This is a genomic window from Streptomyces sp. NBRC 110035, from assembly GCF_000829695.1.
Classification (GTDB): Bacteria; Actinomycetota; Actinomycetes; order Streptomycetales; family Streptomycetaceae; genus Streptomyces.
In genome coordinates, this window is record NZ_BBNN01000033.1 from 62,740 (window position 1) to 86,079 (window position 23,340).

Genomic DNA, 23,340 nt, shown 5'->3' on the forward strand with positions numbered 1-23,340 from the left:
GTATGCGCACCACTCCCTTCGCCCGCCGCCTGCGCCTCGGTCTGCCTCGGCGGGTCTTCTCGCAGGTCCTGCTGATGCAGCTGGCGATCGCCGCGGGAGTCGCGGTGCTCGCGACCGGGCTGTTCCTGGCCCCGCTCGGTGAGCAGCTGGACGACCAGGCGATGCGCCGTGCGCTCGCCATCGCCCAGACCACCGCCCAGCAGCCGCAGGTCGCACGCGACCTGCGCGGTACGGCCCCGGCACCGGACGGGCCGGTACAGCGGGAAGCCGAACGGATCCGGAAGGCCACCGGCGCCGAGTACGTGGTGGTGCTGGACCGGCGGGGCGTGCGCTGGTCGCACACCGATCCCCGCAGAATCGGCGCCCCGGTCTCCACCGACCCCGGCGAGGCCCTGGCGGGGCACGAGGTCATGGAGATCGACGACGGCACCCTGGGACGCTCCGCACGCGGCAAGGTCCCGCTGCGCGACGCCGACGGGGAGATCGTCGGTGCGGTCTCGGTCGGCATCGCCTACGACAGTGTCCGGGCCCGGCTGATCCACGCGATCCCGGGGCTCTTCGCGTACGCGGGCGGGGCGCTGGCCGTGGGTGCGCTCGCGGCCTGGCTGATCTCCCGGCGGGTGCAGCGGCAGACCCGGGACCTCGCCTTCTCCGACATCGCGGCGCTGCTCGCGGAGCGCGAGGCCATGCTGCACGGCATCCGGGAGGGCGTCGTCGCGCTCGACCGCAGCGGCCGCGTCCGCCTCCTGAACGACGAGGCCAGGCGTCTGCTGGACCTCGGTGACGAGGCTGTGGGCCGCTCCCCCGACGAGGCGCTCGGCGCGGGCCGGACGGCCGACGTGCTGGCCGGCCGGGTGACCGGCACCGACCTGCTCACCGTCCGCGGGCAGCGCGTCCTGGTCGCCAACCGCATGCCGACCGACGACGGCGGAGCCGTGGCCACCCTCCGCGACCGCACGGAGGTGGACCGGCTGGGCCGGGAACTGGACTCCACGCGCGGGCTGATCGACGCGCTGCGCGCCCAGGACCACGAGCACGCCAACCGCATGCACACCCTGCTCGGGCTGCTGGAGCTCGAGATGTACGACGACGCCGTGGAGTTCGTCGGCGAGGTGGTCGGCGATCACCGGGCCACGGCGGAGCAGGTCACCGAGAAGATCCGGGACCCGCTGCTCGCCGCCCTGCTGGTGGGCAAGGCGACGGTCGCGGCCGAGCGGGGGGTCGCGCTGCGGGTCTCGGACCGGACGCTGCTGCCGGACCGGCTGGTCGACCCCGGAGGGCTCGTCACCGTCGTCGGGAACCTGGTGGACAACGCGCTCGACGCCGTCGCGGGCTCGCCGCACGCGTACGTGGAGGTCGAACTGCGCGCCGAGGGACGTACGGCGGTGCTCTGCGTACGCGACACGGGACCCGGAATTCCTCCGGAGCACCGTGAGTCGGTCTTCACCGAGGGCTGGTCCACCAAGAGGCCGCCGGACCACCGCGGGCGGGGCATCGGGCTCTCCCTCGTCCGCAGGCTCGCCGAACGCCAGGGCGGCACCGCGACCGTGGGCGAGGCACGGGGCGGGGGCGCGGAGTTCACCGTCGTCCTGCCCGAGGCGCTGACCGAGCCGGGCCCGCGGCCCGCCCTCACCGGGGCCTGTGGCCCCGCGCGGGTCTCCACGTCCGTTCCGCAGATCACCGAGGAGGAGCCGTCATGATCGAGGTCCTGGTCGTGGACGACGACGTCCGGGTCGCGCGCGTCAACGCCGCCTACGTCGAGAAGGTGCCGGGCTTCCACGTCGCCGGCGAGGCACACAGCGCGGCCGAGGCGCTCGGCCTGCTGGAGACGCTGCCCCGGCTGGACCTGGTGCTCCTGGACCACTACCTGCCCGACCGGACCGGGCTGGCGGTCGTCCAGGAGATGCGCCGGCACGGGCACCAGACCGACGTGATCATGGTGACGGCGGCGCGTGACGTGTCCACCGTACAGGCGGCCATGCGGCAGGGCGCGCTGCAGTACCTGGTCAAGCCGTTCGCCTTCGCGGGCCTGCGCGCCAAGCTGGAGGCGTACGCCGGACTGCGCCGCACCCTGGACGGCGGCGGCGAGGCGGAACAGGCCGAGGTGGACCGCATCTTCGGCGCCCTGTCGGCGTCGGCGGAACCCAGCCTGCCCAAGGGGCACTCCCCCACCACCGCGGAACTGGTGCGCCAGTGCCTGATCAGTGCCGACGGCGCGCTGTCGGCCCAGGAGATCGCCGAGCGCACGGGGGTGAGCCGTCAGACCGCCCAGCGCTATCTCAAGCTCCTGGAGCGGACCGGCCGGGCCGCGCTGACCCTCAAGTATGGCGACGCGGGCCGTCCGGAGCACCGTTACGTGTGGGTGACCCGCACCTGAGCGTCGTCGCACGGCCCGGCACCACACAGGCCCCCGCCGCACCTGCTCGCGTCACACCGCCCCCGCGCCCGTCAGCGACCGCACCTCGACCTCCGCGTGCTTGGCCTCGTCCGGGCTCTCGGCCGAGGTCACCGTGCCGAGCCAACCGGCGAGGAAGCCGAGCGGGATGGAGACCAGGCCGGGGTTCTGGAGCGGGAAGAGGTGGAAGTCGACGCCGGGGAACAGCGATTCCGGGCTGCCGGAGACCACCGGGGACAGCAGGACGAGCGCCATCGCCGGGATCAGCCCGCCGTGGACGGCCCACACGGCGCCCCTGGTGGTGAACCCGCGCCAGAACAGGGAGTAGAGCAGCACGGGCAGGTTGGCCGAGGCGGCCACGGCGAAGGCCAGCCCGACCAGGAAGGCGACGTTGAGGTCGCGGGCCAGCAGGCCGAGTGCGATCGCGAGCACGCCGATGCCGAGCGCGGCCACCCGGGCCACGGCCACCTCGCTGCGCGGTTTCCTGTCGCGGCGCCGCAGGGAGGCGTACAGGTCGTGGGCGACGGACGCCGACGAGGCGAGCGTGATCCCGGCGACGACGGCGAGGATCGTGGCGAAGGCTATCGCGGCGACGATCGCGAACAGCACCGTCCCGCCGGTGGAGCCGGCACCGCCGCCGAGGTCGAGCGCCAGCAGCGGAACCGCTGTGTTCCCGGCCGCGTTGGACCCGCGTACGGCATCCGGTCCGACGATGGCCGCGGCACCGAAGCCGAGCACGATCGTCATCAGGTAGAACCCACCGATCAGCCCGATCGACCAGACGACCGAACGCCGGGCCGCCCGCGCGGTCGGAACGGTGTAGAAGCGGGACAGGATGTGCGGCAGCCCGGCCGTGCCCAGCACCAGCGCCAGTCCCAGGCTCATGAAGTCGAACCGGGAGATCCAGTCACCGCCGTAGGCGAGTCCGGGGGCCAGGAACGCCTCCCCGTGACCGCTGCGCTCGGCCGCCGTGCGCAGCAGCCGGTTGAAGTCGCCGTGGAACCGCAGCAGGACGAGGACGGTCAGCGCGATGGTGCCGCCGAGCAGCAGGACCGCCTTGACGATCTGGATCCAGGTGGTGGCCCGCATCCCTCCCATCGACACATAGATCACCATGAGTGCCCCGACGCCGACGACGGTCCAGGCCTGCGCCGCCTCGCTCCGGCCGCCGAGCAGCAGCGCGACCAGGCTGCCCGCGCCGACCATCTGCGCCACCAGGTACAGGACGGACACGGTGACCGACGACGTTCCCGCGGCGATGCGCACGGGCCGTTCCCTCATCCGGGCCGCCACCACGTCGGCAAGGGTGAACCGGCCGCAGTTGCGCACCAGTTCCGCGACCAGGAGCAGCACCACGAGCCAGGCCACCAGGAAGCCCACCGAGTACAGCATCCCGTCGTAGCCGAAGAGGGCGATCAGTCCGGAGATGCCGAGGAAGGAAGCGGCGGACATGTAGTCGCCCGCGATGGCAAAACCATTCTCCATCGGTGAGAAGAGCCGGCCGCCGGCGTAGAACTCCTCGGCCGATCCCTGCCTCCTGCGGCTCGCCCAGGTGGTGATCCCCAGGGTGACCGCGACGAACGCGCTGAACAGCATCAGTGCCAGCACCTGGTGATCGCCCGTCATGAGGCACCGCCCCGGACGCGGGCCAACTCCTGGGTGTCCCAGCGCAGTTCCAGCGCGGCCCGGTCCCTGCGCAGCCGCGCGTGGCGGGCGTAGGCCCAGGTGAGCAGGAACGTGGTCAGGAACTGGCCGAGCCCGGCGAGCATCCCCACGTTCACGGCGCCGGCCACCGGTCGCGCCATCAGGTCCGGCGCGGTGGTGGCGGTCACGACGTACGCCACGTACCAGGCGCAGAAGGCGATGACGGCCGGGACCACGAACCTCCGGTAGCGGCTGCGTACTTCCTGGAACGCGGCGCTGCGCTGGACCTGGAGGTACGCGTCGGCCGCCGCCACGGCGCCTTCCCGCCCGCGCGCGTCCGGTGCGACCGCTGCCTGCGCCGGCGCGGGCGGCGCCTGAACCGCCGTGACTGCCCCGGCGCCCTCGCCCCAGCCCGAGGCGAGGGCGTCGTACCACGGGTCGCCGTGGCTCACGCCGCCGGACGGGCCGCCGTGGAACGGGGCGTGGCCGCCTCGGGGCGGTCCGGCGGAGCGTCCCCCGGGAGGTACGGAGCGTCTTTCGGCAGGTCCGGCGGGACTCTCGGGACCGCCTCCGCCCGGGTGGGGGCGGTCGTCTCTTTGGCGCATGCCCAAGGATGGGCAGAACGGGAGGAGCTCCGGCCCTTCTTCCCGTTCCGCTTCACCCCATCAGGTGACCGCGGGACCCCTACGCGTCGATGCGCGACCGGTCCAGTGTCGCCGCCGAGCTGGAGATGAACTCCTTGCGCGGAGCGACGTCGTTGCCCATGAGCAGATCGAAGACCTGCTCGGCGGCCTCCAGGTCGGTGAGGTTGATCCGGCGCAGGGTGCGGTGGCGCGGGTCCATGGTCGTCTCGGCCAGCTGGTCGGCGTCCATCTCACCGAGGCCCTTGTAGCGCTGGATCGAGTCCTTGTAGCGGATGTTCCTGGCCTCGAAGTCCATCAGCCTGTCGCGCAGCTCACGGTCCGAGTACGTGTACACGTACTTGTCCTGGCCCTTCTTGGGCTGGACGAGCTCGACGCGGTGCAGCGGCGGCACCGCGGCGAACACCCGGCCGGACTCGACCATGGGCCGCATGTAGCGGTGGAACAGCGTCAAAAGCAGGGTGCGGATGTGGGAACCGTCCACATCCGCGTCGGTCATCATGATGATCTTGCCGTAGCGCGCCGTGTCGATGTCGAACGTCCGTCCGGATCCGGCTCCTATGACCTGGATGATCGCCCCGCACTCCGCGTTCTTCAGCATGTCCGTCACGGACGACTTCTGAACGTTGAGGATCTTGCCCCTGATCGGCAGCAGCGCCTGGAACTCGGAGTTCCGGGCGAGCTTCGCCGTGCCGAGGGCGGAGTCCCCCTCGACGATGAACAGCTCGCTGCGCTCGACGTCGTCGCTGCGGCAGTCGGCCAGCTTGGCCGGCAGCGAGGAGGACTCCAGGGCCGTCTTGCGGCGCTGGGCGTCCTTGTGCTGACGGGCGGCGATGCGCGTACGGGCCGCGGCGACCACCTTCTCCAGGACCACCCGGGCCTGCTGGGCGTCGTCGCGCCTGGTGGAGGTCAGGAAGGCCTTGAGCTCCCGGGAGATCACCGTGTTCACGATGCGGCGGGCCGCCGAGGTGCCGAGGACCTCCTTGGTCTGGCCCTCGAACTGCGGCTCGGCCAGGCGGACGGTGACGACCGCCGTGAGGCCCTCCAGGGTGTCGTCCTTGACGACGTCGTCCTCGGCCACGCGCAGCATCTTCTTCGTGCGCAGCACCTCGTTCACCGTCTTGGCGACGGCCTGCTCGAAGCCGGCGACGTGGGTGCCCCCCTTGGGGGTGGCGATGATGTTGACGAACGACCGGAGGGTCGTGTCGTAGCCGGTCCCCCAGCGCATCGCGACGTCGACGCCGAGCTCCCGGGTCACCTCGGTGGGGGTCATCTGGCCGTGCTCGTCCAGGACCGGGACCGTCTCCTTGAAGGTGCCCTGCCCGGTGAAGCGGAGGGTGTCGCAGACGGCCTTGTCGGTGGCCAGGAACTCGCAGAACTCGCTGATGCCTCCGTCGAAGCGGAAGGACTCCTCGCCCTTGCTGCCGCCGTCGCCGAGCCCGAGCTCGTCGCGGACGACGATGGTCAGGCCGGGCACCAGGAACGCGGTCTGGCGGGCGCGCTGGTGCAGGGTCTCCAGGGCCAGCTTGGCGTCCTTGAGGAAGATCTGGCGGTCGGCCCAGTAACGCACGCGCGTGCCGCTGCGGGTCTTCGGGATCTTCTTCGTCCTGCGCAGTCCGCTCCCGGCCTCGAACTTCGCGTCCGGGCCCAGGGCGGCGAAGGCGCCGGGGACACCGCGGCGGAAGCTGATCGCGTGGGTGTGCCCACCGCGGTCCACCTCGACGTCCAGCCGTGCGGAGAGCGCGTTGACCACGGACGCGCCGACGCCGTGCAGGCCGCCGGAGGCGGCGTACGAACCGCCGCCGAACTTGCCGCCGGCGTGCAGCTTGGTCATGACGACCTCGACACCGGAGAGGCCGGTCTTGGGTTCGACGTCGACCGGGATGCCCCGGCCGTTGTCCCGGACCTCCACCGAGCCGTCGTCGTGGAGGAGCACATCGATGTGGTCGCAGTGGCCCCCGAGGGCCTCGTCCACCGAGTTGTCGATGATCTCCCAGAGGCAGTGCATCAGACCGCGGCTGTCGGTCGACCCGATGTACATCCCGGGGCGCTTCCGCACGGCCTCGAGCCCCTCGAGGACGAGCAGGTGCCGAGCGGTGTAGTTGGAACCGTCCCGGTCTGCTCCTGCCAGCAGCGCTGTGGACGGCACGGACGTCTCGGCGGTCACGCGGTTCGCTCCTCGCTGAATTTCAGATGGGGCCCTCATGGGTAAGGGCACGTCACTTGTCACCGGTGAGAGGGTACCGAGGCCTGGTAGAGCCGTTGTCACGCCACCCTCGTCTGAAACCTAGACTAGTCCAGAGTCGTATACCTGTTCGATCCCTCGATGGAGTGAAGCACACATCACGTTCCCTTCCAGGCATGAACCATTTAGGCTCCGGGCACGTCCTCAAGAACAAACCGGCAACCCAGCCGGGAGGGCCGACCACCGATACCACGCGAATCCGTACGACACAGAGACACGCGATACGGCACATTCGCCGCCAACCGGCAGCACCCAGCCACTTCGGAAAGATTTTTTCGAAGAGAAGCCACGAGCGGGAACGTTTTGGGGCTGGTTGGATGTTGACCCTGGTACGACAGCTCGTCGAGCTAGAGAAGAGGCGACGTGACTACTGTTCTGACCCCCGCGAGCCCACTGACGGCCGCCGATCGCTGCGACCGCTGCGGCGCCCAGGCATACCTGCGCGTCGTCCTGCTGAGCGGCGGAGAACTGCTCTTCTGCGCCCACCACGGCCGCAAGTTCGAGCCGGAACTCAAGAAGATCGCCGCCGAGATACAGGACGAGAGCGAACGGCTCACCTCCCCGGCGCCCCCCGCCGTCGAGGAAGAGCGCTGACACGGTGACTCTCTGACACCTCGCGTACGACGACGAGCCAATCCGGCACAGGCCGGCGAGAGGGGCGGCTGCCTCCGCTGCGGAGACAGCCGCCCCTTCCTCGTGCGCTCGTTCCCGTCGTCCCGCGCGCTCCCGCCCCCCACCGGAGCTCCCCGGGCGCCCGGAGGCCACAGGGGCCTCCGGAAGGCCCCGGGAGGCCCGCTCGGGGCCTGCCAGGCACCTTCAGGCGCCGTCCGGCGCCTTTCCGGCCCGGTGGGCCACAGACCCGTCGAGCGTTCGCACGACCTCGGACACACGCGTGTAGACCCCGGGAGAGTCCGCCCAGCCGCATCCGCTGCCCCAGGACACCAGGCCGATCAGCCTCCCCCCGGCCACCAGCGGTCCGCCGCTGTCCCCCTGGCAGGCGTCCGGCCCGCCGGCCTGCTCACCGGCGCACAGCATCGTCCCGGCGCGGTACTCGCCCTCGGCTCCGCCCGGGTAGGCGGCCTCGCACACGGTGTCGCGCAGCACACGCACCCGTGCCGCGTGCAGGCTGCCGGCGTAGGTCCCGGAGCCCGTGGTGTCCCCCCAGCCGTAGACGGTCGCGGGGGTGTCGGCCAGGTACCCGGGATCACCCGCACCGGCCATGCCGATCACCGAGCCGGAGGGCAGCGGCGCGGCCAGGGTGAGCACGGCGAAGTCGCCGGAGTTGCTGACCGGGTCGTAGCCCGGGTTCACCCAGGTCTCACGCACCGCTATCTCCTCGCCCTGCTCCGAGAGCAGGTCTGTACGGCCCGAGATCACTCTGAGGTCGGGCACCCGGTCCGGACGCGCCCCCAGGACCTCCTGGTCCATGCAGTGGGCGGCAGTGAGCACGGTGGTCCGGCCGACGGCGACACCTCCGCAGAACTGTCCCGCCCGGGTACCCCCGAACCGGTCACGACTGGACAGCGCCACGGTCCACGGGCTCTGGGCCACATCGACCGGGAAACCGCCGACGACGATGCGGTCCGCGACCGCCGGAGCCGCCGGAGCGGCCCCGGCCAGGGGTATCGCGGTCGTGGCGGCGGCGAGAACCAGTGGCCGGGCCAGGAGCCGGGCCAGGCGACGACACATGCGCTCTCCTCACACTGGGGCGTCGATGGGACACCCAGAGTGGTCCACCTCGTCCCGCACCGCACCCGCGGACCGGCACCCGGTGCTACCCGGCGGACCGTGCCGGACAGCACCGGACCGCAGCAAGGGCCACAGGCCCGGCCCCGAGAACGGGACCGGGCCTGTGGCCGGCGTGCGGGGCTGTCGTGCCCGCCGTCGTGCTCGCTGTTCCTAGTCGAGGTAGTCGCGCAGGACCTGGGAGCGCGAGGGGTGACGCAGCTTCGACATGGTCTTGGACTCGATCTGGCGGATCCGCTCGCGCGTGACGCCGTACACCTTGCCGATCTCGTCGAGGGTCTTCGGCTGACCGTCGGTGAGACCGAAGCGCATGGAGACGACGCCCGCCTCGCGCTCGGAGAGGGTGTCCAGGACGGAGTGCAGCTGCTCCTGCAGGAGCGTGAAGCTGACCGCGTCTGCCGGGACGACTGCCTCGGAGTCCTCGATGAGGTCACCGAACTCGCTGTCGCCGTCCTCGCCCAGCGGGGTGTGCAGGGAGATGGGCTCGCGACCGTACTTCTGGACCTCGATGACCTTCTCCGGGGTCATGTCGAGTTCCTTGGCCAGCTCCTCCGGGGTGGGCTCGCGGCCCAGGTCCTGGAGCATCTGGCGCTGCACACGCGCGAGCTTGTTGATGACCTCGACCATGTGCACCGGGATGCGGATGGTGCGGGCCTGGTCGGCCATCGCGCGGGTGATCGCCTGACGGATCCACCAGGTGGCGTAGGTGGAGAACTTGTAGCCCTTGGTGTAGTCGAACTTCTCCACCGCGCGGATCAGACCGAGGTTGCCCTCCTGGATGAGGTCCAGGAAGAGCATGCCGCGGCCCGTGTAGCGCTTGGCCAGGGAGACCACCAGACGGAGGTTGGCCTCCAGGAGGTGGTTCTTGGCGCGGCGCCCGTCCTCGGCGATGATTTCCAGCTCGCGCTTGAGCTTCGGCGCCAGCTTGTCGGAGTTGGCCAGCTTGTCCTCGGCGAACAGACCGGCTTCGATCCGCTTGGCGAGCTCGACCTCCTGCTCGGCGTTGAGCAGGGGCACCTTGCCGATCTGCTTGAGGTAGTCCTTGACCGGGTCGGCGGTGGCACCGGCGGCGGCGACCTGCTGGGCGGGCGCGTCGTCCTCGTCCTCGTCGGAGAGGACGAAACCGGCGTTCTCCGTGCCCTCCGGCTCGTCCGTCGCCTTGACCTCCTCGACGGTCTCCTCGTCGGGCGCCTCGGCGTCGTCCTTCTTGGCCGCGGTCTTCTTGGCGGCCGTCTTCTTCACCACCGTCTTCTTGGCGGTCGCCTTCTTCGCGGTGGTCTTCTTGGCAGCCGCCTTCCTGGCGGGTGCCTCCTCTTCGGCGACGGCGTCCGCGGCGGGCGCGGCCGACGCGGCGGGCGCGGCCGACGCGGCGGCGCTGGCCTTCCGCGTGGTCGTCGCCTTCGCCGCGACCGTCTTGGTCGCCGTGCGCTTGGCGGGACTCTTCGCTGCGACGCTCTTTCGGGTGCGCTTCGGCTCCGCGGCACTGACCATCAGCGTCACACCCTCTTCCTCGAGGATCTGATTGAGGCTGCGCAGTACGTTCTTCCACTGAGTGGCCGGAATCTGGTCAGCTTCGAAGGCCCGACGCACGTCATCGCCGGCGATCTGCCCCTCAGCCTTTCCCCGCTCGATGAGCGCCATGACAGAGACGGATTCGGCGATCTCCGGCGGGAGCGTACGGGATGTGCTGGCCGACACGAACAACCTCTCGGGACGTTGAAAAACGGCTTCCGGCCCCGTCCACGACGGACAGGAGCCGACCGCCGGCTTGGGGATGGGCCGACGATGCGGGCGGGGGCCGGGGAGATGCAACAGCGCCGTGAACGGCGTCCGTATTCCCTCCGCGACTGTCACCTCTTAGGTCATCGCGTTCTTTCCAGGAGCGTTACGTCCAATCCGCGTGGCCCGAGTCACACCCCGTAAGGATCCAGAATCGATCAGATCGGGACAAAGGCGGTCACTCGGGGGTGACAGCGGCACCGTGCCGGACCCTACGGCCCCCTCATCACTGTAGGACCCCGCGGGATCGAAGGTGATCCCGCGGGGTCCTACAGCGGGCGGCCCACCGGCCGGACGGTGCCACAGGAGGGGGCGGCAGACCCGGCCGGGCCGCTCGCGGAAGGCGGTCAGCGCTCGCGCGGGGCGGGCACCACCCGCTCGACCTCGGGGTGGACCGTCAGCAACTGGCGCATGGCAGCCTCGGCCGCCGCGCCGTCGCCGCCGGCGAGCGCGTCGACGATCCGGGCGTGGTGCCCGAGCGACGCCTCGTTCGGCCGCTCACAGCCCGCGACCGGTCCGCCCGAAACCTGCAGTGCGGCGGACACGATCCCGGAGAGGTGCTCCAGCATGCGGTTGCCGGCGACCTGGATCAGCAGCGAATGGAACTCGGAGTCGGCGCGGGCGAAGGTCAGCGCGTCCCCCTGCCCCATGGCGTGGCCCATGATCTCCACCATGTCGGACAGGCGCTGCTGGACGTCCTCGCGCCCGTGCCCGGCGGCGAGCCGGGCGGCCAGCGGCTCGATCGTCCAGCGCAGCTCGCTGAGCTCACGGCGCTGGTCGTCACGCTGCGGCCCGAAGGCCCGCCACTCGATGATGTCCTGGTCGAGAAGGTTCCAGTCGCTGACCGGGCGGACCCGCGTGCCGACATTGGGCCGGGCACTGACCAGGCCTTTGGCCTCCAGGACGCGGAGCGACTCACGGACGACGGTGCGGGAGACCTCGAAGCGCTGGCCGATCTCCTCGGGAACCAGAGGGCGGTCGGCGCCCAGATCCCCCGAAACGATCATCTGACCCAGCTGCTGGACGAGTTGGCCGTGCAGCCCGCGGCCGCGGCTGCCCGCGCTGCGGCGCCCCGCACGGCCCAGCTCGGGATCGGCGTCCCAGACAGGGGCCCCGGCGCGGCCGCCGACGGGCGCGTCGGCGTAGGGGTAGCGGTCGAGTTCGCCCGGACCCGTGAGGCCGGAGTCTGCGGAGCGGGCGGTGGTCATCATGGTGTGCGCAAGGGTACTCACGCATCTTTTGTCGGCGTGGCTCCCAACTCCCTTGAGGAGTTTGGTGAAAAGCACACGAAAGGGTGATCGCTCACCCCGTCGCAATTGACGCCTTATCGGAAAGAAGCGGGCTCCCTCCGGGGAGTTGTCGGCAGTGACGGACCGATCGGGGCGCGCCCGGTCGTCATCGGACCCTGTTCCGCAAGAAGGCGAGCAGATACGCACAGAGCAGCACCGCGAGGGACAACGCCATTGCGCCGCCCACCGGTTGGGCCACCATCCGCAGCATCCCCTCCAGATACCGTTCGCCCCCGAAGGGCCAGTGGAGCAGGAACACCTCACGCATCCGCAGAGGCACCCCGGCCACGGTCTCCACCGACGCCCCCTCCACCAGCCTGCGCATGAGGGGCACGACGACGAGGGGTACGGCGAGGACCGCGGCGAGACCGGCGGCGGTCGACCGGAAGAGCCCCGCGGCCAGCACGCCCGCCCACGCGCACCCGATCACGAGTCCGAGCCAACTCGCTGCGAGCGAAAGCCGGTCGGCGGGGATCTCGACCAGCTCCCGTCCGTAGACGAGGTAGAGCAGCTCGGCATCGCACCCGATCGTCAGGACGGCCAGCACGAGGGCGGAGACCGAGGCGACGAGGAGTTTGGCGGTCAGCAGCCCCAGCCGCCGGGGCACACCGCCCCGGTCCGCCGCCAGGGCGGGGTGACGGAACTCGTCACCGAAGGCCAGCGCCCCGAGCAGCCCCGCCCCGAGTGCCGCGGGTGGCAGGGGCAGCTCCCTGGGCCACGCGGCCAGCAGGCGCGGTTGCGGGGTGTGCCCGATCCGGGCCAGCAGCACGGCGGTGAGCGCGGACACCACGAGCACGGCCGCCCCGACGAGGAACCCGGTCCCGACGCCGGTGGCCCGGCGGATCTCGTAGCGCAGAGGGCGGAGGGGACGGGGAGCGGGGCGGACGGAGAGGGGAGGCGGCAGCCCCGCCGTGGACCCGGACTCCGACACCCGGGCCTCACCTCCGGCGCGGAGGCCGGAGAGCGGGGAACCGGCGGGTGCGGAGTCGGCGGGACGGGAGTCGGCGGAGTCACCGGGATGTCCGGCGTCGGGAGCGGCGGCAAGGGCCGACGCCGCGGTGGACGGCGCCGCGGCGGAGGACGTTCCGCCGTCCGGGGCGACCGGCTTCCCGGCATGGGACGAGGCACCCGTGCCTGGGCCCATGTCCCCGATCTCGTCAGCGAGTTGGTGGACGACGATGCCGTGCCGGAAGGCGATCTCGCCGACGTCCGCGCAGGTACTGCCATAGACGGAGATGCGGTTGCCGCCGTCCTCGGCCACCTCCACTGAACGCCGGGCGGTACGGGCCTCCTTGGTGAGCAGCGCGGAAAGCCGGGCTGCGTGCGGGGTGCGGACGGCGACGCGGGGACGCAGCCGGGTGCGCGAGAAGTCCGCGGCCGGCTGATCGGCCACGAGCCGGCCCTGGACGAGGGTGACCACCCGGTCCGCGGTGCGCGCCGCCTCCTTGGGGTCGGCCGTTGTACTCAGAACGGTGCCGCCCTGGGCCGCGTAGGCCCGGAGCATGCCGTGCAGCCAGCGACTGTCGCCGGCGGACAGTCCGTGCGCGGGTTCGTCGAGCACGAGGGTGTGCGGGTCCGCCAACAGCGCGCAGGCAAGCCCGAGGCGCCGGTCCATACCCCGCGAGAGGGTGCCGAGGCGTTCGTCCCGCAGACTCACGAGCCCGACGGCCTCCAGGACTTCGTCCCCGCGCCGCACCGGAACTCCCGCCGCGGCACACAGCATGCGGATGTGTCCGCGGACGGTGCGTGCGGGGTGGCCCGGTACCTCGCCCAGCAGTACGCCGACTTCGCGGGACGGATGGCCGATGCGGTGCAGTGGGCGGCCTCTGAAGTAGGTGATGCCACGGCCCGGCTGGAGTTCGAGCATGAGTCTGAGCGCCGTCGTCTTGCCCGCGCCCGGTGCTCCGAGCAGCATCGTGACGCGACCTGCGTGCGCGTCGAAGGACACGTTGTCGACAGCGGGCGGAAGCTCTTTGCGCGGGTTGCTGGTCAGTCCGATGGCCTGGATCACCCACAGCAAGATAGCGCGTCATATCGGATTTTTCGGGCACCGCAAGGCCCGTCGGCCACGGGCAGTCCAGCCGCACGGGGCCCGCGCCCACGACCCGCCCCGTCCCCACCTCCACCTCCGCCCCCGCCCCCGCCCCCGCCCCCGCCCGGGCCGGATGCCCCTGCAGTCACCTGCGCACCCTCACCCGCTCCCGCCGCCCAGGCCGTTCGGTCCGGTGCGGTCACACCTCGGGACGCAGCATCGGCGGATTGAGCAGGGTGGCTCCGCCGGCCCGGAAGAGCTGGGCGGGACGGCCGCCCTGCCGGGTGGTCGTGCCACCCGTCGGCACGAGAAAGCCCGGCGTCCCCGTCACCTTGCGGTGGAAGTTGCGCGGGTCCAGGGCCACACCCCACACGGCCTCGTAGACACGGCGCAGTTCGCCGACCGTGAACTCGGGCGGACAGAAGGCCGTGGCCAGTGACGAGTACTCGATCTTGGAGCGGGCCCGCTCCACCCCGTCCGCCAGGATCTGCGCGTGGTCGAAGGCGAGCGGCGCCACCGGCTCGCCCTCCCTGCCGTGGCCCGCCTGTTGCAGCAGTTCCCCGACCTGGGCCCAGCACGCGTTGCTGGCGTCGCCGCCCGCCCGGGGTGCGGGCAGGTCGGGGGCGAGAGCGAGGTGCGCGACGCTGACGACCCTCATCCGGGGGTCGCGCTCGGGATCGCCGTAGGTGGCGAGCTGTTCCAGGTGCGCCCCGCCGGCCTGGGCGGGGACGGCGGGGTCGTGCACGCTCAGTCCGGTTTCCTCCGCCAGCTCACGTGCCGCCGCCCGCGCCAGGTCCTCGTCGGCCCGGACGAATCCGCCGGGAAGCGCCCAGCACCCCTGAAACGGCGGTTCCCCCCTGCGCACCGCCAGCGCACACAGGGCGTGACGGCGCACAGTCAGCACGACCAGGTCCACGGTGACGGCAAAGGGCGGAAAGGCTGACGGGTCGTAGGACATGCGGCGATCATAGTCGTCTGCCTGACGATAAACACTCCCTTCACCGACGACGTCGACGGCTGATCGACTTCGGCCCGGTACTGCTCCCGCCGCGGGTCGGCGACGGTCAACTCACCTGCGGGACGGGCTCCGGGGGCGCCTGTGTGCCGGCGTCGCCCCCTTCGCCCGACCGGTGGTCACCTCCCCTCCCGCCCGGTCACTCCTCCCCGGCACCGCCTTGACTCCGGATCTGCGTGCGTCCCCGCGGGGCTGCGGGGCGACGGCGTACAGCACCCGGCCTCTCGGCACCGGAACGCGCCCCGTCCGGACGCGCGCCCCCCACCGTCGTACGGGGATGCGGAATCCGTACATTCGGGCGACTGCCTTCCGTCCGCCCCCGACGCGGCGAACTGCCGCCTGCACCCGCACCCGCACCCGCACCAAAGACACGCTCGCGGCGTCGGCGGCGCGAACGCGCTTCCCGGACCAGGGCAATTGCGGGCCCGGAGGGGGTGGACCCTCCCGCCGCACCGGGCTCTCCGTCAGCAGGCTCTCCGTCAACGGGCTCTCCATTTTCCGGATCTTCGTTGCCCGGATTCCGGCCGTCCGGATTCTCGTCCTCCGCGCCGGTGGACGCCGGGCCGTCGCCGTCCGCCTGCCCGTGGCCGTCGCGTTCCGGGCGCAGGCAGCGGCGGATCGATTCCGGGTCGAGGCCCTCGTTGCAGGCCTGGTGCAGAAGACGGGCGAAGAGATAGTCGGGATCGGCACCCAGGGCCATGGCCAGCGCTTCCCTGGCCTCCAGTTCGTCACCGACGGACCAGGCGACCCACCCGGCGAGCGTCAGGGGCGCCGCGGCGTGTTCGCCGTACGATCCGACGCAGCGGCGGGCCAGCGCCCGCCACAGGCGGAGGGCGGGGCCTGCCTCTTCACCCTCCATCCACTCCGCCGCCCGGTCCCGGGTCGTGCGGTCCTGCAGACCGAGGATCAGCGTGGCGGCCTCGTCGTGCCGGAGCGCTTCGTCGTCCCGCAGGTCCGCCGGGAGCGTGCCGGACACGGGCGGGGTGCAGGCCAGCCTGCCCATGACACGCTCGGCCAGTTCCAGCGTCTGCCGGGCGACCTCGTTCCGTCCCTCCGCGTCGAGAATCCTGGGGACCAGCGTCCGGTGGGCGGCGTCCAGAGCGGTTTCCTGGTCGAGGGCGGCGGCGTTCTCCCACGGGAGGAACCTCGCCCGCAGTTCACGCAGCGTGCCCCGGACCTGGAGTCCGGCGTAGGTCGCGGCGGCGGCCAGCACCGAGGTGCCCGGCAGCCCCATCGGCGTCCCGGCCTCGGGACAGCACCCCTCGTCGTCGCAGCAGTACGACCAGAAGCGGCCGCCCGAGAGGCACAGGGCCTCCACCACGGGGACGTCGAGGGCACCGCACTCCAGGCGCAGCGCGTGAGCGAGCGGGCCCAGCCGTTCCTTGACCTGCCGTCCGGGCTCGCGGTCCCCCGGTTCCTGGCAGAGGAAGACGACCATCTGCTCGGGCTTGGCGCCTCGGCGCTCGCTGCCCGTGACCAGCCCTTGGGCCAGCTGGCGGGCAGCGGCGGGCCAGTCGTCCCGGTGGGCGGGGATGCCGAGCCTGGCCCGGCCGCCGAACCTGCCACGCCCGTCCTTGTCGTACAGGGCGACCAGGACGATGCTGTCCTCGGGGTGGTAGCCGAGCAGATAGGGAAGGGCGTCGGCGAGTTCGGCGGGGGTGCGCAGCGTGACCTGCTGTTCGCCGCCGTGGCTGCCGTAGGCGGTACAGGCGATGTCCGGCGCGCGCCCTGCGTGCGTGCCCCCGTTCCTGCGGGTTCCCGGCCCCGGGATTCCGGCGCCGCGGTCGTTGTCATGGCATCCCGGAAGGCCGGCGCGCTTGTCCCGCTCCCGGCCGGCGACATCACCGTTTTCGGGTGATCCGTTCGTTTCGTTGCTGTTCGTCATGAAAGGACGATCGCTCGGATCGGGAAGATCCGCTCACCCTGTGGACAACTCCTTTCAGGGACACGTCACGCACCCCGTGTGACCTGTACTTACCATCTCTCTGTGGTCCGATTGCCACACCATCACACGAGCGTCTCCGCTCCCGGGACGAGGGGCGACCGAGCAGTTTCCCGGAGCTCTTCGGATCGCCGCGGGCACGCAGGACGCCGTCGGCGAACTCGAGGACGAACTCCTCGGCCGGGGTCCGCGCGGGAGTCCCGGAGACCGGATCGGTCCGGCCCGGCGACGGACGCTCAGCCTGCCGCGGCAAGGACCAGGGGAAGGACCTGTGCGCCTCCCGCCCTGCGGAGCAGGCGGGCGGCGACAGCGAGGGTCCAGCCGGAGTCCGTGTAGTCGTCCACCAACAGGACAGGCCCCTGCGCGTGCGCCAGGGCACCCGCCAGCCCGTCGGGGACGGCGAAGGCACCGGACAGCGTCTTCAGACGTTGGGCGGAGTTGCTGCGGCGTGGTGCGTGGGCGCCGTCCGGCGCGGTGTACGCCAGGGTGCCGAGCAGGGGCAGGCGGCCGACGGTCGCGATGCCCTGGGCGAGGGAACCGACCAGCTGCGGACGCGTGAGGGACGGCACGGCGACGACTCCCACCGGCCGGGCGGAGGCGTCCGGGCCGTCCGTCGCCCAGCCGCCCGGAGAACGTGCCCAGTCCGCGAGGACCTCCACCGCGGCCCGCAGGACGTCGTCGGGGACCGGCCCGTCGGGCGCGTTCTCGGCCAGCAGCGGGCGCAGCCGGTTGCCCCAGCCGATGTCCGAGAGCCGGCCCAGGGCGCGTCCGGTGGAGCACTGTTCTCCTGCCGGGACGCGCCCCTTGAGCTCGATGCCCAGGGCCGGCATCCCCGTCGGCCACATCCGGCGCGGCTCGACCTCCACTCCCGGGCGGTCCAGTTCCTTCGCCGCCGCCGTCAGGGTCTCGGCCGAGACGGAGGGATCGGCCCAGGGCCCCACGCAGTTGTCGCAGCGGCCGCACGGGACCGCTCCTTCGTCGTCCAGCTGCCGTCGCAGGAACTCCATCCGGCACCGGTCCGTGCTCACGTAGTCGCGCATGGCCTGCTGCTCGGCGGCCCGCTGCCGCGCGACCCAGGCGTACCGCTCGGAGTCGTAGGCCCACGGTTCGCCGGTGGAGATCCAGCCGCCCTTGACCCGCTTGACCGCGCCGTCCACGTCGAGCACCTTGAGCATGGTCTCCAGGCGGGTGCGCCGGAGGTCGACCCGGGCCTCCAGGGCCGGCACGGACAAGGGACGTCCCGCCTCGGCCAGAACCGAGAGCGTCTGCCGGACCTGCTCCTCGGGCGGGAAGGCGGTGTCGGCGAAGTAGCGCCAGATGGCCTCGTCCTCCTTGCCCGGCAGCAACAGCACGTCGGCGTGGGCCACACCCCGGCCCGCCCGGCCGACCTGCTGGTAGTAGGCGATCGGCGAGGACGGGGAGCCCAGGTGCAGCACGAAGCCCAGGTCCGGTTTGTCGAAGCCCATTCCCAGCGCCGAGGTCGCGACCAGCGCCTTGACCCGGTTGCCCAGCAGGTCGGCCTCGGCCTGCAGCCGGTCGGCGTTCTCCGTGCGCCCGGTGTACGAGGCCACCTGGAAGCCACGCTGCCGCAGGTGGGCGGTGGCCTCCTCGGCCGCCGCGACGGTCAGCGTGTAGATGATCCCGGAGCCCGGCAGCTCGTCCAGGTGCTCGGCGAGCCAGGCCAGGCGGTGCGCGGCGTCCGGCAGCCGGACCACGCCCAGCCGCAGGCTCTCCCGTTCCAGAGGGCCGCGCAGGACCAGGGCCTCGCCGGCGCCGGTGCCCAGTTGCTCGGCCACGTCCGCGGTGACGCGCGCGTTGGCGGTCGCGGTGGTGGCCAGCACCGGTACACCGGGGGCGAGGTCGGCGAGCATGGCACGCAGCCGGCGGTAGTCGGGGCGGAAGTCATGGCCCCAGTCGGAGATGCAGTGCGCTTCGTCGACCACCAGCAGACCGGTCGTGGCCGCGAGCTTGGGCAGCACCTGCTCGCGGAAGTCCACGGAATTGAGGCGTTCCGGGCTGACGAGGAGAACGTCGGTCTCGCCGTGCTCGACCTCCTCGTAGATCGTGTCCCACTCCTCGGGGTTGGCCGAGTTGATGGTGCGCGCCCGGATGCCGGCCCGCGCCGCCGACTCGACCTGGTTGCGCATCAGCGCCAGCAGCGGCGAGACGATCACCGTGGGGCCGGAGCCACGCCGGCGCAGCAGAGCGGTGGCGACGAAGTAGACCGCCGACTTGCCCCAGCCGGTGCGCTGCACCACCAGGGCGCGCCGGCGTTCCTCCACCAGGGCCGCCACGGCCTGCCACTGGTCCTCCCGCAACCGTGCCGAGCCTTCGGGGTCGCCGACGAGCTCGGCGAGGATGACGTCGGCTTCGGTGCGCAGCTCCAGGGTGTCCATGCCCCCATGCAACCCGATGGCTACGACAGTCGGCCACCTCACCCCTGCGTTCACCTCGTGACGACGCACCGCGCACCGCGCGCCCCGGCCTCCTCGAAACCGGCCACAGGTCACCGGCCCCGTACGTCACATACCTGCACGGCGGGATCGAGCGCCGCATGTGTGCCCCGTCGGCACGCAGGGCAGGGATATAAACACCCAATCGTCCGATACCGGTCGGCCCGCACGATTGCTCGTTGCCGCATCCTGGTTCGACAGGAAGAATTGAGGTCCGCACCCGCACGGCTCGTCCGCCGCCCAGGTTGGGTTCCGTTGCGTGCGCGCTCCCCTGAATCCGACCCCGCCCGTCGTCCGGGCGTAGCCGAAGGGAGGACCGTGACCTTCGGATTCGCTCCGTCCTCGGCGGCATCGCTGTCCACACCCGCCGCTTCCGCCACTCGCCTGCTCGAACCCGCGGAGTGGGCTGCCGCGGGAATCCCGCTGCTGCGCAACCCGCGTGAGGTCGTCAGCGGCCTGCACGCCCGGCACCACCCGGGGCCGGCGACCGCGATCGTCGCCGTACTCGACCAGGACGAGCGGATACGGGCGAGCGCTTCGTTCACCCGCCGCCCCGCCCCGGCCGACGGCTGGATGTTCCGCAACGCGCTCCTGTCCCAACTGCGCCGGGTCGTCCCGCACGACCTGCGGCGCCGTACACCGGTGCGTACCGCTGTCCTGCTCCACTGCCGTGACGGCGACGCACGCTGGACGGAGGAGGACGGCGCGTGGATGTGGGGACTGCGGGACGCCTGCACGCTGCACGGGCTGCGCTGCGGGGCGTACATCACGCTGACCCGTGACGGCTGGCAGGTGCTCGGTGAGGGCCGCGGCGGGCGTCGGCCCAGCACCGGCTCCGCGCCGGAACCGTTCGCCACGGCCGAGGCGCCGCCGCGCACACCGCGCACCGGCGGCGTCGCGTCCGACGTCCTGCGCCGCGCGGCAGCGCGCTGAGGGCCCGCCGGACGCCCGGGAACCAGGGCTCCTCCGCCGCCACTGCCCGCACGGCGGAACGGCGGCCGCATGGCGCCCGTACGGACGGGCGCCATGACGTCACCTCAGACGCCGGTCGCCGTCACCGAGTTGATCCGCTGCGGGTCACCGCAGACGATCAGCAGGGTGGTGGCCTTGGTGCGCGCCACGGCCAGGGCCGACGCGGTCACCGGCTCGGGCCCCCCGTTGACGGCGACCACGACCACGGGGCGTGCTCCGGCACGGTCCGCGACAGCGGCGTCCGTGTAGAAGACGTCGTCGGCGGCGGCGTGCAGGGCCCAGTAGGAGGCCTCACCGAAGGAGAGTTCGTGGGTGGCCCACGGGTGCGGCTCGCCGGTGGTGATCACCAGCACGTCGCCCGGGGCTCGGCCGGAGTCCAGCAGCAGGTCCACTGCTTCCTCGGCGGCGTCGAGCGCCCCCTGGACGGGTGCCGGGATCAGCTGGACCTGGACGCCGGCCACAGCCGGAACGGTCGGTTTCGAAGGGACGGGGTCGGCCGCCGCAGGGGCATCACGCGGCGTGCGTTGCGCCGAAGGCGCGGGCCGGACCGGGCCGGGCCGACCGGGTCGCGGCGGTGCGGCGGGACGGGGACCGGGTACGGGGCGGGGGGTCGGCGCGGTACGGCCGCTGGCCGGAGTGGCGCGGGGACCCTGGGCACTCTCGTGAATCTGAGGCTCCTCGGGAATGAGAGGCATGGGCTGATTTTTATCAAACACTGGTACGGCTCGCGCCGTCGGGTGGCACATGAGTGCGAACGGAATCGTCAGAAATCGAAGCCGAGCTGCCCCTCGATCGCCGGAACGCTTCCATCCGCCCAGCTGCGGACCTTCTTGAGATGCCGCCACTGGGGCAGCGCATCAAGATACGCCCACGACAGCCGGTGGTAGGGGGTGGGGCCCCGGACCTCCAGCGCGGCCCTGTGCACGGGTGACGGATACCCCGCGTTGTCCGCAAAACCGAAGTCTGCATGCTCGGCACCCAGTTCGGCCATCATTTTGTCGCGGTGCACCTTGGCGATCACCGAGGCCGCCGCGACCGCCACGCACGATTGGTCACCCTTGACCACGGTGCGGACCCGCCAGGGCGCCCCGAGATAGTCGTGCTTGCCGTCGAGTATCACCGCGTCGGGACGCACCGGCAGCCCTTCGAGCGCGCGCACCGCCGCCAGCCGCAGCGCGGCCGTCATCCCCAGCCGGTCGATCTCCTCGTGGGACGCGTGGCCCAGGGCGTACGACGTCACCCAGTCCCGCAGCGTCCGGTCGAGTGCGTCCCGCCGCTTGACGGTGAGGAGCTTGGAGTCGGTGAGACCCTCGGGGGGACGGCGCAGTCCGGTGACCGCCGCGCAGACGGTGACGGGGCCGGCCCAGGCGCCGCGCCCCACCTCGTCGACACCTGCGACGGTCTTCGCCCCGGTCGTGGCGCGGAGGGAGCGCTCGACAGCGTGAGTGGGTGGTTCGTACGGCATGGCGCCCATAGCCTACGCCGCTCGGAACGGCCCGCGACACCCAGGTTCCCCGAGCGGTGCCGGAGCGCCGGCGGCCTCGGCCCAGGGGCCTGCCGGCCGTAGCGGCAGAACCGTCGGCAGGTCGGTCGTCTCCTTCCACGTCGACGTCCGCCCCTTCACTTCCGCACACCTCGGACCGGTACACCGTCATCGCCGGGGCGGCGTCGAAGACGCTGCCGTTCGCCCCATCGGTACGCGCCTCTCCGCGCCCGGTTCGCCGCCCGATCACTTCTCGGAGCATCGTGACGGCCGACTCCACGCCTCCTTCGAAGACACGGCACGAAACCGCTCGGTCCGCACGGAGTCGCCTGCTGTGAACGAACGGGCGCCGGGCGGGACCCGGCCGGGAGGACATCGCGGCACGCCCTCGCGGGCACGGGGTCGGCGGGTCGCGCGCACACTGCCCACGTCCGGCGCCGCGTCGAAGGGTCTCCGCCGGGCCGGCGAGGGCCCGGCCCCGGGCGGGGCGGCCCGGCGCCTCTTTGGCCGACCCCGGCAGGCCGGGGCCACAGAACGCCGGACCGCCCCGCGCCTGTCAGGACCGCGATCGCGGAACCGGGCAGTACCGGGAGCAGCACGGTGAACCGCTCGTTCACGATCACCGCCGGCAGGACTCGGACTCGTACGGCCGCCGCCTCGTCCCGGGCCCCATGTCCCACACGGCTGACGTCCCGACAACGGGCAGCCGGTCACGGAGGGTTCCCATGCCGCACGGAGGGTTCCGGAAGCTCCCGCGTCCACGTCTCGCCCGCACGACCGGGCCTGCCGGAGCTACACCGGCATCCAGTTCGGGAGCGCCTCGACCCGCTCGGCCCACCCGGCGGGCGGTGCCCCGACCTTCCCCGCCGCGATCACCCCGCCCACGATGGCACAGGTGGTGTCGACGTCCCCGCCGACCTGGGCCGTGGTCCAGAAGGCCTCTTCGTAGTCGCCCAGGGCCCGGGCGGCCGACCACAGCGCGAAAGGCACGGTGTCGTGGGCCGTCGTCCGCCGTCCGCACCCCAGTACGGCGGCGACGGTGGCCGCGTCGCCGTAGTCGAACATGTCCCGGGCCCGGCGCAGTCCCGCACCGACCGCACTCCTCCCGGGCACCAGCGCGACGACCCCGTCGAGCAGTGCTTCGGGCCCGGGTGGCCCGCCGGGGGCGGCGGCGAGTGCGGCCGCCGCGGCGACGGCCATCGCGCCGACCACGGCCTCGCGGTGCTGGTGGGTGGGGTAGGCCGAGATCTCGGCCTGGTGGACCGCCTGCTCCGGATCGTCCGCGTACCAGGCGCCCAGGGGCGCGATGCGCATCGCGGCGCCGTTGCCCCAGGAACCCCGGCCGTCGAAGAGTCCGGCGGCGAGCTCGCGCCAGTCACCGCCTTCGCGGACCAGCCGCAGCAGCCGGTTGACCGCGGGCCCGTAGCCACGGTCGAAGTCATGGCGCCGGGCGAAGGACTGCGCGAGGGCGTCCTGGTCGATCCGCCGGTGGTCGGCGAGGACGGCGACGACCGAGCAGGCCATCTCCGTGTCGTCCGTCCACTGCCAGGAGCCCGGAGGCAGCTCACGGCGCATGAGCAGCGGATAGTTCACCGGGACGAAGAACTGTGAGCCCAGCGCGTCCCCCACGGACAGTCCGCGCAGGCTGGCCAGGGCGCGGTCGAGGCGCCCGGCGGTGGTGGAGTCAGCGGTCATCGCCCTGCC

17 protein-coding genes are annotated in these 23,340 nt (G+C 72.2%); 4 read left to right on the forward strand and 13 right to left on the reverse strand.

What is annotated here, in order from left to right; all coding sequences use genetic code 11:
- The first annotated feature begins 2 nt into the window (after positions 1-2).
- Positions 3-1,700: a sensor histidine kinase gene (locus tag TU30_RS22850; protein ID WP_042172993.1), complete on the forward strand. Its 1,698-nt coding sequence runs from the start codon at positions 3-5 to the stop codon at positions 1,698-1,700.
- Positions 1,697-2,377 (forward strand): response regulator, encoded by a 681-nt coding sequence (locus TU30_RS22855; RefSeq protein ID WP_042172995.1) that lies wholly within the window; start codon positions 1,697-1,699, stop codon positions 2,375-2,377. Before TU30_RS22850 ends, TU30_RS22855 begins: the two co-directional genes overlap by 4 nt.
- A 51-nt stretch (positions 2,378-2,428) precedes the next feature.
- Here the strand turns inward: TU30_RS22855 and TU30_RS22860 are convergent, their stop codons facing one another.
- The 3 genes from TU30_RS22860 to TU30_RS22870 all read right to left on the reverse strand — a co-directional run bounded on the left by TU30_RS22860 (position 2,429) and on the right by TU30_RS22870 (position 6,847).
- Complete coding sequence (locus TU30_RS22860; protein WP_042172997.1) at positions 2,429-4,021, reverse strand: cation acetate symporter; 1,593 nt, start codon at positions 4,019-4,021, stop codon at positions 2,429-2,431.
- Positions 4,018-4,644 carry a DUF485 domain-containing protein gene (locus tag TU30_RS22865; protein WP_078878448.1) on the reverse strand — a complete coding sequence of 209 codons (627 nt, stop codon included), beginning with the start codon at positions 4,642-4,644 and terminating at the stop codon, positions 4,018-4,020. The genes TU30_RS22860 and TU30_RS22865 overlap by 4 nt, the downstream gene beginning before the upstream one ends.
- Positions 4,645-4,723: 79 nt before the next feature.
- The gene (locus tag TU30_RS22870) at positions 4,724-6,847 is read right to left on the reverse strand and encodes a type IIA DNA topoisomerase subunit B (RefSeq protein WP_042173004.1); all 2,124 of its coding nucleotides are present in this window, start codon (positions 6,845-6,847) and stop codon (positions 4,724-4,726) included.
- Between the two features lie 441 nt (positions 6,848-7,288).
- Between TU30_RS22870 and TU30_RS22875 the strand changes: the two genes are divergently transcribed.
- Positions 7,289-7,519 carry a hypothetical protein gene (locus tag TU30_RS22875; protein ID WP_042173005.1) on the forward strand — a complete coding sequence of 77 codons (231 nt, stop codon included), beginning with the start codon at positions 7,289-7,291 and terminating at the stop codon, positions 7,517-7,519.
- Between the two features lie 222 nt (positions 7,520-7,741).
- Here TU30_RS22875 and TU30_RS22880 read toward each other — a convergent pair whose 3' ends face one another.
- The 7 genes from TU30_RS22880 to TU30_RS22910 all read right to left on the reverse strand — a co-directional run bounded on the left by TU30_RS22880 (position 7,742) and on the right by TU30_RS22910 (position 19,124).
- Entirely contained in the window at positions 7,742-8,614 is an 873-nt protein-coding gene (locus TU30_RS22880) for a trypsin-like serine protease (protein WP_042173008.1), read from the reverse strand.
- A gap of 210 nt (positions 8,615-8,824) precedes the next feature.
- The gene (locus tag TU30_RS22885) at positions 8,825-10,369 is read right to left on the reverse strand and encodes an RNA polymerase sigma factor (protein WP_042173133.1); all 1,545 of its coding nucleotides are present in this window, start codon (positions 10,367-10,369) and stop codon (positions 8,825-8,827) included.
- 428 nt (positions 10,370-10,797) lie between these two features.
- Positions 10,798-11,682 carry a FadR/GntR family transcriptional regulator gene (locus TU30_RS22890; protein WP_078878449.1) on the reverse strand — a complete coding sequence of 295 codons (885 nt, stop codon included), beginning with the start codon at positions 11,680-11,682 and terminating at the stop codon, positions 10,798-10,800.
- Positions 11,683-11,845: 163 nt separating this feature from the next.
- Entirely contained in the window at positions 11,846-13,750 is a 1,905-nt protein-coding gene (locus TU30_RS22895) for an ATP-binding cassette domain-containing protein (RefSeq protein WP_042173134.1), read from the reverse strand.
- A gap of 220 nt (positions 13,751-13,970) precedes the next feature.
- The gene (locus TU30_RS22900) at positions 13,971-14,729 is read right to left on the reverse strand and encodes an NUDIX domain-containing protein (protein WP_042173012.1); all 759 of its coding nucleotides are present in this window, start codon (positions 14,727-14,729) and stop codon (positions 13,971-13,973) included.
- A gap of 196 nt (positions 14,730-14,925) precedes the next feature.
- Positions 14,926-16,671 carry a DUF4192 domain-containing protein gene (locus TU30_RS22905; protein ID WP_042173014.1) on the reverse strand — a complete coding sequence of 582 codons (1,746 nt, stop codon included), beginning with the start codon at positions 16,669-16,671 and terminating at the stop codon, positions 14,926-14,928.
- A 293-nt stretch (positions 16,672-16,964) separates the two neighbouring features.
- On the reverse strand, positions 16,965-19,124 hold the full coding sequence (locus tag TU30_RS22910) for a RecQ family ATP-dependent DNA helicase (RefSeq protein WP_042173016.1): 2,160 nt from the start codon (positions 19,122-19,124) through the stop codon (positions 16,965-16,967).
- Positions 19,125-19,499: 375 nt separating this feature from the next.
- Between TU30_RS22910 and TU30_RS22915 the strand changes: the two genes are divergently transcribed.
- Positions 19,500-20,114 carry a hypothetical protein gene (locus TU30_RS22915; RefSeq protein WP_042173019.1) on the forward strand — a complete coding sequence of 205 codons (615 nt, stop codon included), beginning with the start codon at positions 19,500-19,502 and terminating at the stop codon, positions 20,112-20,114.
- A 104-nt stretch (positions 20,115-20,218) separates the two neighbouring features.
- Here the strand turns inward: TU30_RS22915 and TU30_RS34460 are convergent, their stop codons facing one another.
- The 3 genes from TU30_RS34460 to TU30_RS22930 form a co-directional block, all read right to left on the reverse strand.
- Positions 20,219-20,848: a hypothetical protein gene (locus tag TU30_RS34460; RefSeq protein WP_078878450.1), complete on the reverse strand. Its 630-nt coding sequence runs from the start codon at positions 20,846-20,848 to the stop codon at positions 20,219-20,221.
- 68 nt (positions 20,849-20,916) lie between these two features.
- The gene (locus tag TU30_RS22925) at positions 20,917-21,618 is read right to left on the reverse strand and encodes a ribonuclease HII (RefSeq protein ID WP_042173136.1); all 702 of its coding nucleotides are present in this window, start codon (positions 21,616-21,618) and stop codon (positions 20,917-20,919) included.
- A gap of 810 nt (positions 21,619-22,428) precedes the next feature.
- On the reverse strand, positions 22,429-23,331 hold the full coding sequence (locus TU30_RS22930) for an ADP-ribosylglycohydrolase family protein (protein ID WP_042173025.1): 903 nt from the start codon (positions 23,329-23,331) through the stop codon (positions 22,429-22,431).
- Positions 23,332-23,340 lie beyond the last annotated feature (9 nt).

Bases quoted from the DNA above. Each gene is read 5' to 3' on its own strand.
- TU30_RS22850 (WP_042172993.1), top strand. From the start codon at position 3: ATGCGCACCACTCCCTTCGCCCGCCGCCTGCGCCTCGGTCTGCCTCGG.
- TU30_RS22855 (WP_042172995.1), top strand. From the start codon at position 1,697: ATGATCGAGGTCCTGGTCGTGGACGACGACGTCCGGGTCGCGCGCGTC.
- TU30_RS22860 (WP_042172997.1), bottom strand. From the start codon at position 4,021: ATGACGGGCGATCACCAGGTGCTGGCACTGATGCTGTTCAGCGCGTTC.
- TU30_RS22865 (WP_078878448.1), bottom strand. From the start codon at position 4,644: ATGCGCCAAAGAGACGACCGCCCCCACCCGGGCGGAGGCGGTCCCGAG.
- TU30_RS22880 (WP_042173008.1), bottom strand. From the start codon at position 8,614: ATGTGTCGTCGCCTGGCCCGGCTCCTGGCCCGGCCACTGGTTCTCGCC.
- TU30_RS22900 (WP_042173012.1), bottom strand. From the start codon at position 14,729: ATGTCCTACGACCCGTCAGCCTTTCCGCCCTTTGCCGTCACCGTGGAC.
- TU30_RS22905 (WP_042173014.1), bottom strand. From the start codon at position 16,671: ATGACGAACAGCAACGAAACGAACGGATCACCCGAAAACGGTGATGTC.
- TU30_RS22910 (WP_042173016.1), bottom strand. From the start codon at position 19,124: ATGGACACCCTGGAGCTGCGCACCGAAGCCGACGTCATCCTCGCCGAG.
- TU30_RS34460 (WP_078878450.1), bottom strand. From the start codon at position 20,848: ATGCCTCTCATTCCCGAGGAGCCTCAGATTCACGAGAGTGCCCAGGGT.
- TU30_RS22925 (WP_042173136.1), bottom strand. From the start codon at position 21,618: ATGCCGTACGAACCACCCACTCACGCTGTCGAGCGCTCCCTCCGCGCC.
- TU30_RS22930 (WP_042173025.1), bottom strand. From the start codon at position 23,331: ATGACCGCTGACTCCACCACCGCCGGGCGCCTCGACCGCGCCCTGGCC.